The 9,708-nt window shown below is 63.1% G+C and carries 13 protein-coding genes; all 13 read right to left on the bottom strand.

The genetic code is table 11. The features are described 5' to 3' along the window. Positions 1-182 precede the first annotated feature (182 nt). Positions 183-566 (bottom strand): GFA family protein, encoded by a 384-nt coding sequence (locus tag D9C15_RS09385; protein ID WP_127997195.1) that lies wholly within the window; start codon positions 564-566, stop codon positions 183-185. Between the two features lie 153 nt (positions 567-719). Then, positions 720-1,055: a hypothetical protein gene (locus D9C15_RS09380; protein ID WP_127997194.1), complete on the bottom strand. Its 336-nt coding sequence runs from the start codon at positions 1,053-1,055 to the stop codon at positions 720-722. Positions 1,056-1,961: 906 nt separating this feature from the next. Beyond that, on the bottom strand, positions 1,962-2,393 hold the full coding sequence (locus tag D9C15_RS09375; protein WP_127997193.1) for a hypothetical protein: 432 nt from the start codon (positions 2,391-2,393) through the stop codon (positions 1,962-1,964). Between the two features lie 148 nt (positions 2,394-2,541). After that, on the bottom strand, positions 2,542-2,829 hold the full coding sequence (locus tag D9C15_RS09370; RefSeq protein WP_127997192.1) for a hypothetical protein: 288 nt from the start codon (positions 2,827-2,829) through the stop codon (positions 2,542-2,544). Between the two features lie 255 nt (positions 2,830-3,084). After that, a complete protein-coding gene (locus D9C15_RS09365) occupies positions 3,085-3,507 on the bottom strand; it encodes a DUF3052 family protein (protein WP_127997191.1) in 423 nt (140 codons plus the stop codon). A gap of 167 nt (positions 3,508-3,674) precedes the next feature. Next, the gene (locus D9C15_RS09360) at positions 3,675-4,124 is read right to left on the bottom strand and encodes a CopD family protein (protein WP_127997190.1); all 450 of its coding nucleotides are present in this window, start codon (positions 4,122-4,124) and stop codon (positions 3,675-3,677) included. A gap of 351 nt (positions 4,125-4,475) precedes the next feature. Continuing rightward, positions 4,476-4,859, bottom strand: coding sequence for a nuclear transport factor 2 family protein (locus D9C15_RS09355; RefSeq protein WP_127997189.1), 384 nt, complete (start codon positions 4,857-4,859; stop codon positions 4,476-4,478). Positions 4,860-5,143: 284 nt separating this feature from the next. Next, on the bottom strand, positions 5,144-5,596 hold the full coding sequence (locus D9C15_RS09350; protein ID WP_127997188.1) for a hypothetical protein: 453 nt from the start codon (positions 5,594-5,596) through the stop codon (positions 5,144-5,146). Positions 5,597-5,746: 150 nt separating this feature from the next. Continuing rightward, complete coding sequence (locus tag D9C15_RS09345) at positions 5,747-6,205, bottom strand: hypothetical protein (protein ID WP_127997187.1); 459 nt, start codon at positions 6,203-6,205, stop codon at positions 5,747-5,749. A gap of 297 nt (positions 6,206-6,502) precedes the next feature. After that, positions 6,503-6,802 (bottom strand): hypothetical protein, encoded by a 300-nt coding sequence (locus tag D9C15_RS09340; protein ID WP_127997186.1) that lies wholly within the window; start codon positions 6,800-6,802, stop codon positions 6,503-6,505. Between the two features lie 210 nt (positions 6,803-7,012). After that, positions 7,013-7,324 carry a GIY-YIG nuclease family protein gene (locus D9C15_RS09335; RefSeq protein WP_127997185.1) on the bottom strand — a complete coding sequence of 104 codons (312 nt, stop codon included), beginning with the start codon at positions 7,322-7,324 and terminating at the stop codon, positions 7,013-7,015. Positions 7,325-7,549: 225 nt separating this feature from the next. After that, positions 7,550-7,900 (bottom strand): hypothetical protein, encoded by a 351-nt coding sequence (locus D9C15_RS09330; RefSeq protein ID WP_127997184.1) that lies wholly within the window; start codon positions 7,898-7,900, stop codon positions 7,550-7,552. Between the two features lie 1,324 nt (positions 7,901-9,224). Continuing rightward, positions 9,225-9,708, bottom strand: a 484-nt coding sequence (locus tag D9C15_RS09320) for a cysteine hydrolase family protein (RefSeq protein ID WP_164886695.1), incomplete at its 5' end; no start/stop codon positions are given.

Below are 9,708 nucleotides of genomic sequence, written 5' to 3'. Positions count from 1 at the left end.
CTGCGAAGTCTATATGACGCGCGCGAGTGCGTGCCGCGACGCCTAACGTTTGAGCTGAGCGGACGCCACCGGCAAGGCGCTTGGCCCGCGCAACGGATGATGGCACTGGCCGGTGCGCGGGCCAAGTGCCTTGCCGGTGGAGGTCCGCTCGAGCGAAGGGTTAGGCAGCACTTGACGCGCGCTCAGTCGATGAATGTCCAGGTGTCTGCTCCGTCAAACTTGCGGACTCGGACGGACTGCACGAGCTCTGGATCGAAGTTGCGCAGATTCACCCCGTGCTTCTGGCCCGGCTTCGGCGCAAGAGGCTCCCAGTGGGTTGCAACTCCACAGGTCTTGCATCGCACGGTGCGTAGTGTTCTATCGCCCCAGATGTACTCTTCTGTCTTCTCGGGGTGGCCTTCAACGAGCACCGTGCCGAACTCGTAGTAGACCCACAACCCGGCCAGACGCCTACAGATCGAGCAGTTGCAGTCGGTCGCCTTGTCGGGCGGGCTCGGAAGCGTGATGCGTACTGCGCCGCAGTGGCAGGAACCGCGGAGGGGCGGTTGAAGGTGTTCAGTGGCCATGGGTTCGCTCGGTGCCTCCGTGTGCTGCCTAACGTTTGAGCTGAGACGACCCCGGCGGCGGAGCGCTTGGGGCGCGAGGCGGATGATAAGAACAAGCGCCTCGCGCCCCAAGCGCGTAGCCGGTGGGGGTCGGCTCGAGCGAAGGGTTAGGCGTCATCGCGCCGGCGCACAGCGCTTAGCCGACGGCGGAACACGGCGAAGCTCGAACTCGGCGCCGGAGTCAATGTCGCGGTAGCGGTGCGCTGATTCATTGATGCTCAGGATCTCCGTGCAGTAGCGGGAGCCTGGGCGCAGCCAGAAGTTCACGGTTGAGCGCGTGACGACGTAGCACATGCGCGAGCCGATGAAGGTGTAGGTTCCTTCGCCATGGAAGGGACGTGGATCGTCTTCCGTTCTTCCGCAGGCCTCGAACGTACCGTCGGTGCGAAACTCGTCGTAGGCCCAGCAAGTTGCGCCACCGTCGTCAGAGTTGCACCAGACTCCGAACAAGCCATGCTCAGCGGCGCTGTGTGGACGATGAGGCAGGGCTCCGCTGCAAGAGCACAAGAGCGCGGTAAGCCATAGTGAAGCGGCGCGAAGACTCACGAGGGTTGTTGACTGACGCCTAACGTTTGAGCTGAGGCGACCGCCACGGGTTGGCGCTTGGGCCGCGAGGCGGATGATGACACTGGACGCGTCGCGGCCCAAGTGCCAAGCCGTGGAGGGTCGCCTCGAGCGAAGGGTTAGGCAGCACTTCGCGCCGTCTCGGGCGTGAGCTAGTTGATCCCGTACGGAATCGGGTCGTCAGGCTTTGTACCCGGGGGAACTTGGCTTGGGCTCACGTTCCGGTACGTGACCGGTGCATTGGGAGGCATGGGAATGATTTGGACAACGCCTCTTGAGCCACCCAGTGAGGAGGCGTTGAGCTGGTACACGCGCCCGCCCTCGAATACAGAAGCGATCTCGCCTCGACCGGTAGCACTTGTTCCTTGGTACTGCCAGCCCAGTGTGTGCGTGCCAGGTGAGACGTAGACGACGTTGGCACACCCCGGGCGCTCCAGCGCGCGCCCGTCGACTGTGCAAATGAAGGTGACGTCCCATCTGGGGCGAGCATCTGTCGCAAAGATGATGGCGACATCCTTCTCCGCCCTCTCGGGACCGGGGTAGCCCTTGGCGCGAACCATCTGACCGCTAGGTGGATGCTGAGCTGCGCAACCGGCAAGTAGGACGAAGGCAACAAGTACTGGCAATACAAGGGGTCGCGTGAGCAAGGTCTCTCCTACTGTGCTGCCTAACGTTTGAGCTGAGGGGCGCGCGTAGGCATGGCGCTTGGCCCGCCGGACGGATGATGTACCACACCGGTAGGCGGGCCAAGTGCCATGCCGGAGCGCGTCCACTCGAGCGAAGGGTTAGGCGTCATCTCGCCGCGGCGCTGACGCCTTTGACGACACCGGGCTCTGTGGCCAAGAAGTGATAGACCTTCCGCTCGGCCCGCACTGGCTCATTGGACTCGGCGACGAGTTTGATCTCGATAGTGCCTGTGCGGACCCTGCGGGCGGTGGCCGCGATGACATGAGTTCCCTGCGTGATGGGAGGCTGAAGCTCGATGCTCTGCGATGGCCCAGGCTCTGCCTCTCTTGAAACGGGCTCAGGTAGCCACTCAACAAAGACGCGCGACCAAACGTGCTCCCACCCTTCGGTGGTGGTGATAACCCGATAGGTGCCCGATTGGCCGCCATGCCGCCAGTAGCCGACTGTCTGCACGCTGGTGACATTGTTGGGAACGGCCGGTACCTGGGCCGACGCGGTAGCGCAAAACAGTGCAAGTGCGAAGAACGGTGACCTCATGACGCCTAACGTTTGAGCTGAGGCGACCGCCGCGGATTGGCGCTTGGGCCGCGAGACGGATGATGGACCACAACGGCTCGCGGCCCGAGTGCCAAGCCGTGGAGGGTCGCCTCGAGTGAAGGGTTAGGCGTCGCCTTGGTGCCAGAGCTTACCGAGAGACCTTGCGCTCAATTTCGGTGACGACGCCAGCTCGCAAGGTGATGATGGTCAGGGTTTGTGGATCGCGAAAGTGAGGAAAGTAGGTCCAGGTCTTCTCTTCGGGCTTGCCCTTGACGTCGTTGACGAGGGCCTCGTGATCGGGCTTGCCGATGCGATACATGACCTCACCCTCGTTCATGCCTTTTCGGATGAAGCCTCGTTCGCGAGCGTCCTGAGCGGCGGCGACGGTGCAGGCGAGGGCAAGCGCTGGCAGCGCGGAGATGCGGATGAAGTTCATGTTCGGCTCGGAGGAGGTTGGTTGGCCCAAGAACCACGACACGCGAACGCCGCGTTGGTTCCCACCGTGGCTAACGCCAGAACGGCTGTGGCGTTTACTCGGCAGTGGAGGAGCGGCACTGCGGTTGCCTGCGACGCCTAACGTTTGAGCTGAGACGACCCCGGCGGCGGAGCGCTTGGGCCGCGAGGCGGATGATGCCAGCGAGCGCCTCGCGGCCCAAGTGCGTAGCCGGTGGGGGTCGGCTCGAGCGAAGGGTTAGGCTTCACTTGCGTTGCGCAACTCTTTGCGTACGGTTAGCTTGAGGCCAGACCACACCTCGCTGACCGCCCAGACCTTGATGTCGACGAAGCCCAGAGGAAGCGCAAGTTCGCGAATGGTGTCCTCGGTGACATCGCTCGGAATCTTGGACGACTTCTTGGGCCACGAGACCCAGACCGCTGCCTCGGCGTTGAGCTTCTTGCGCAACGTGGCGAGATGACCCGCAAGCTCATGCCGCTTGGTGACAAACACATGAACGACGTTGGTCGACGTGGACAGCGCGTTCTGTCTCTCCAACCCTGACGGCAGGGTACCTAGCAAAGATTCGTAGTCCTGCGGCTCGTTGAGGACGAGAAGGCAAGTGTTGTCCGTTAGCCCGAGCTTCCTTGGAAGCGGTGTCCCCGAGTAGCCGACTGGCACAGCGTTTCCCTGTGAAGCCTAACGTTTGAGCTGAGGCGACCGCCGCGGGTTGGCGCTTGGGCCGCGAAGCCGATGATGACACTGGCGGCCTCGCGGCCCAAGTGCCAAGCCGTGGAGGGTCGCCTCGAGCGAAGGGTTAGGCCGCACCGCGTGCCGCGGACTGAACTTTAGCGGGCGGAGACGGCTGCCGCGACCACGACAGCGCCGAGTACGAGGTTGAGCGCGACCAACTGACGAATGCGATGTAGTGCAGCGCCTGCCTCGGGCCAGGATGACGCTGCGCAGCGAGCCTTGAGCCGTGGGAACACCCACAGGTACACCACCCCGAACACCACGGCCATGACCGAGCCAACGCCGAACATGACGTGCCAGCCAATGGGTGCTGCGCCAAGGCCGACGCTGAACAGCATGTGCAGACCGGATGCAAGGATGACGACTACGGCGACAGCCATGAGCGGAAGAAACCGGGCAAAGGTAGCTGACCAAAGCGGAAGGCGCTGCGGCGGCTGAAGCACCTGTGCTGCGGCAGGCCGAAGGCAGAAGTAGGCGAAGAACATGCCACCAAGCCAAGTACTGACCCCGAGCAGGTTGAGCAAGAGGAGTGTTTGGCGCAGCATGGGCTTGATCCGGTGGTGCCTTGTGCGGCCTAACGTGATGTAGGCGTCAACTGTACCGTGCGGCCAACAGCAGTTTGTTGAGGCAGGCCGCAAGTAGTTGCGACAGGCCGCAATGCGGGCTGACCCGGGAGACTTGGCTGTTGCGAGCCTGGGCACGAGGCAACGGTTCACGTGAGGCCTAACGTTTGAGCTGAGGCGACCGCCGCGGGTTGGCGCTTGGGCCGCGAGCCCGATGATATGCACCACGGGTTCGCGGCCCAAGTGCCAAGCCGTGGAGGGTCGCCTCGAGCGAAGGGTTAGGCGTCGTCGCGGGGAGTAACGCCGGGACGAAGGCTCGGGAGCTCACTTGGCTCAGCGCTCAACGAGGTGCCGACGGTTCTCAGCCGGAGCGAACGGGTCGGGCCAGTACTCGACCAGGCGAACAACCTTGCCGGCGCGAACCGTGAAGAACGAAACAGGCTCGGCGGACTGGGCGCCGTCCGTGAGGCTGACCTGCGTGACGACTTCTTCGCCGCTGGCGATGAGATGGTTGATGCTGAACCGCCAGCGCCCTGCGGTTGGGTACTCGGCGTTCATGCGAGCGAAGTTCTCGGGCCCTCGCATTCGCTCACCGGACTGAGGCCACTCGACCACGAGTTCTGGCGCAAGCACGGCTTTGACGGAGTGGAAGTCGTTGGTGCCCATCAGGTGCCAGAACTCGCGAACGACGGCTTCTGCGGATGAACTTTCGGGCATGACAAGGCGGGTGTTGATCGACGCCTAACGTTTGAGCTGAGGCGACCGCCACGGTTTGGCGCTTGGGCCGCGAGACCGATGATATGCACCGCGGGCTCGCGGCCCAAGTGCCAAGCCGTGGAGGGTCGCCTCGAGCGAAGGGTTAGGCGTCATCGCAACTGCGCTGCATGCTGAATGACGGCACCGACATTCATTGTCGAGTTCACGGTAGCAAATGCCATGTAGACGCCAAGGAGTCTCATGAACCAGACGACGAGAGTGACGTCACTCCTTCGCGCTGATCGCTAGAGCGCAACAGCGAACCAAAGGCTAGCAAGTTCGAATATGGCCAGGACAGCGTAGGACAAGGGCAGCGCGTACGACGGAAGTGGGCGCTGCAGCACCAAGGCGCCGATTGCAGAAACGGTGAAGCGATACAGTGGGTAGGCCAAGACCAAGCCAACGACCAGCACAAGCCACGGGGATTCGACGCCGAGGATGGCTCGGATGGGGAAGCGAAGGACGCAACGCAAACTAGCGCTTCGTTCCTGCTGCTGCACGCGAACCCTGGACATGGCCTGCTCGCGGACGGAACGGGCATTGGATATGGCCTCCTCCACGGCAACTCCGCGCGAGGCGAGTTCCTCGCGTGCCACCTGGTTAGCCTCCTCCGTGAGGCGCTCCTCAACGAGTTGAATGCCGAGTTCGTCGTCAGTCAATCGAGAGAAGTGAAACTTCAGATCGTCGCCCGAAGGCATGTTTGACGCCTAACGTTTGAGCTGAGCGGACGCCACCGGGAAGGCGCTTGGCCCGCGCAACGGATGATGACACTGGCCGTTGCGCGGGCCAAGCGGCTTGCCGGTGGAGGTCCGCTCGAGCGAAGGGTTAGGCATCGCCAGCGCAGCGGCTCATGGGCTTGGGGAAAGACCGAGCGCTTGGTTCACACCGTTCTGGCCAAACTGTTCGATGCGCTTCCATTGGAGGGCGGCCGAGTCGTCGCCAAGGCCTTGAAGGTGCCGTCTGATGTTCTTGAAGTCGTCAGCGGACCAAGTGTGGGCCTCCGCTCGTGCTACGAGACCGGCCGTGTGTGCTTGCCAGAGCTGTGTTTGGAACGAGCGCGGATTGATTCCTTGACCGTACGTCTCCCGCACGCGGTGCATAGCCAGGAACGGTGTCTTCGCATAGAAACACGCGGCATCGATTCGAGATGTCACTTGACCGATGTGACGTCCGGCGTTGGTCGGTTCCCTTCCGACGGCGACCGCTGCGTCAGAGTAAGTCATGTGAAACGACGGATCAGCCAAGATCTTGGCCTCCAAGTATGCGAGGAGGGCGACAGCGTCTGCGTGCTGGATGTCGGCGGCCACAAAGGCTCCAGAGTTTGAGGGAGGTGAACGAACGGCTCGAATTGCGATGCCTAACGTTTGAGCTGAGGGGCCGGAGCCGGGAAGGCGCTTGGCCCGCGAGGCGGATGATGACCTGAAGCGCCTCGCGGGCCAAGTGCCTTGCCGGCGGAGGTCCCTCTCGAGCGAAGGGTTAGGCGTCATCGCGTTGCAGCACTCAGAGTGGGTTGCGGTAGGCGGGCTCGGCCCAACACACGAGCAACTGGATCAACGGCACGCGACGACGAAACTGGGTTGCTGCGACGGTGAAGAGGTATGACTTCAAACTCTGATGAACCAAGCCGGCATGGCGGCCAAAGCGAGACCCAGTGCGACCATGGCAAGCGACATGAGCTTCAGGGGCCAGCCAGTGATGTAGGTCGAAGGCTTCTGGCCCTCCCAACGAAATGGCACCCTCTCTGAGAGAAACGCCATCGCTCCGAAGAGGATGATGAGGCCCCCAAGTACGCGCAGCGCCAGTGTTTCCCTGTCGAGTACCTCGAGGAGGATTGCGATGACGATTCCGGCAACCCAGACGGCAATTGCCAGAGGATGAGAGAGGGGCGAGGAACGGTTCTCCATGACGCCTAACGTTTGAGCTGAGGGGCCGGAGCCGGGAGGGCGCCTTGGCCGCGAGGCGGATGATAGACAGCGAGCGCCTCGCGGCCAAGGTGCCCTGCCGGTGGAGGTCCCCGCTCGAGCGAAGGGTTAGGCCGCACTCTTTGGGCTTGAGCTGAACTCCTTGAGCGCATGAACCAGCAATGGCACCCGGGCGAGGCAGGCGGTGCTCGACTACTGCTGAGCCTGGGCTGACAGGTTGTTCCCGCGGAAGGCTGGGTATTGGTTGTACCCAACAGCTGGATCGTTTGCGCGCAGCTTGAGGATGAACTCAACTTCCTTCCTGTTGATTTCGGCTCGATCGGCGCTCTCGGAGTACCAGAGGATGTCTCGGGTTACGGTGAAGCTCTGGCGCTGCTCAGGAGTGAAATCTCGAGCGATCAATTCGTCCGACGCGCTGCCGAAGTAGTTGATGCTGTTCGTTCTGTCTTGCCCAACGTAGATCTTCCCGTTCGGGTAGGTGATCCGATAGATGACGCTTGGCATAGACGATGGGGCAGAGCGGTACGGCTGTGCGGCCTAACGTTTGAGCTGAGCGGACCGCGGAGGCAAGGCGCCTTGGCCGCGAGGTGCAGGATAGACCTCAGCACCTCGCGGCCAAGGCGCCTTGCCGGAGAGGGTCCGCTCGAGCGAAGGGTTAGGCGTCACCTCGCAGCGCGACACGGATGCAACGGGAGACGTAGTCAAGTTCGGGGAGGCTAGTGCGGGCGACTAGGCGAGTTTGCTGAACAGGAACACGACTAGGTTGGCAGCCAGTGCCAGAACGAGGCCAAGCGCCGCCAAGGCGACGATGCGAACGCTGTAACCGAGGGGCTTCTTGGCCACCGACTCGGCAGTGGGATGGTCGCCGTAGATCGGTGTTCGGGCGGCGACCCATGGCGTGACGATGAATGCCACAACATACGTGCCAATCATGAGCGGGAGACTGAGAGCCAGATCGAAGGCGCTCGGGGGTAGCAGTGCTATCGCATCGGCGCTCCCGAGTACCAGGACCAGACTGAGTAACGCGCCAATCACTATGGCAAGGTAGGCCGCGTAGCGAGCTCGCTGAAGAATCGTCATTTGTTCCCGACGCGCGCTTGAGGTGCTTGTGTGACGCCTAACGTTTGAGCTGAGGGGCCGGAACCGGGAAGGCGCTTGGCCCGCGAGGCGGATGATGACAGTGAGCGCCTCGCGGGCCAAGTGCCTTGCCGGTGGAGGTCCCTCTCGAGCGAAGGGTTAGGCCTCGCCTCGCGACCGCGCCTTGGAGTTGCCGGGAGGGAGGCTGGCATTGTGGGGCTGGAGGAGCGCTCGGTTAGCCCAGGCTGACGGGCGACCATGGATGGTCTTGAGGGCAGAAGCGCTCGCGGCGAGAACGAGCGGTTTCCACCGTTCCGCGGACCGATAACGGTGAGCCGCCCGCCAAGGGACGGGCGGCCTGCTGGAGCCGATGCAGTACACCAGCGAACTCTTCCGAGACTGCGCGGGGTATCCGTAGACGACTGTTCCGTGGCCCGAAGCGCGAAGACCTTCCGGGGTTCGAGAAAGAGGGGGTCCCGAAGAGCGCCGGCCGTCCGAACTGAGCGGTTGATCGGCTTGCCGGCAAGCGACCTGAGCGGGCAAGACAAACAGGACTTGAACCTGCTGACAAGCGCGAGAACCGCGGTCCGGAAACTCGAGGCCTAACGTTTGAGCTGAGGGGCCGGAACCGGAATGGCGCTTGGCCCGCGAGGCGGATGATAGACAGCGAGAGCCTCGCGGGCCAAGTGCCATGCCGGTGGAGGTCCCGCTCCAGCGAAGGGTTAGGCCGCACTGTTTGGTCCGGCAGTGCCTCCGGTGGCTGACGGCTGCGGCGTGCACGCCAGTGGATTGGCCAGGAACAGCCAACCCACCGCAAGCGCGCCAGGGATGGAGAGGAACCAGTGTTGACTACCTGTTAGCCAGCTACCCGCGGCTCCGCAAAGCGCTCCGGTGCTGAGAACCGCAACCAGAGCAATGACGCGAGGCGCGGTGTTTGGCGGAGGAGTGCGGCGTGCGCGCTGAACGAGTGAGGCAGCAGCCAAGCCAACAGGCAAGACTACCCAAGCGCCAACCGTGAGCAACCCGAACGACGACAGGCCATCCTTTCCGCAGGTGAACCGGAGGTACGGTTCAGGCTCCTCACACCCGAACGCCAGTAGAGCAAAGGCGATACCGGGGCCTAGATGCAGGATGGTGAGGCCGTAGACCAGCGCGCGGAGCATTTGCAGAGTGGCCCGCAGGGGCAGGATGATTGGCTGTGCGGCCTAACGTTTGAGCTGAGGCGACCGCCGCGGGTTGGCGCTTGGGCCGCGAGCCCGATTGGCTCGCGGCCCAAGTGCCAAGCCGTGGAGGGTCGCCTCGAGCGAAGGGTTAGGCCGCAACTCGCTCAGCCAAATGCTGCTTCCGCTGCAGTGACCGATGCGTTCGAGCGGCCCGGATACGCCAGCCAGCGCATGGCGACATTGAGGTCGTCGATGACGCTGCGCGCTTCCACGACGCGCCCCGGCTCAAGCTCCATGTCTTCGGTGGTGTGCGCGTCACTGAGTAGCGTGACGTCAAACCCTCGATCGAGCGCTCCGTAGGCAGTGGCACGGATACACCAGTTGGTTGCCGCTCCGGCCAGGAAGACTCCCGACACTGCGAGTCGGTCAAGCTCAGACAGTAGTTCCGTGCTTTCGAAGGCCGAGTTGAAGCTCTTGTGGATGCGGAGTTCGCCTGTCAGGGGCTTGAGTTCGGCCGCCAACTGCCATGCCGGCGTGTCGCGCTGAAGCTCGTGATCGTGGTGCTGAACCCAGACAACTGGTACGCCAGCCTCCCTTGCCCGGCGAACTGCAAGAGCGACGTTTCCAACGATGCGATCGCGGTCCCAA

This window comes from Piscinibacter defluvii, assembly GCF_004011805.1.
GTDB lineage: Bacteria > Pseudomonadota > Gammaproteobacteria > Burkholderiales > Burkholderiaceae_C > Piscinibacter > Piscinibacter defluvii.
Note: the sequence above shows the minus strand (reverse complement) of the source record. Positions and strands in the feature narration are given on the sequence as shown.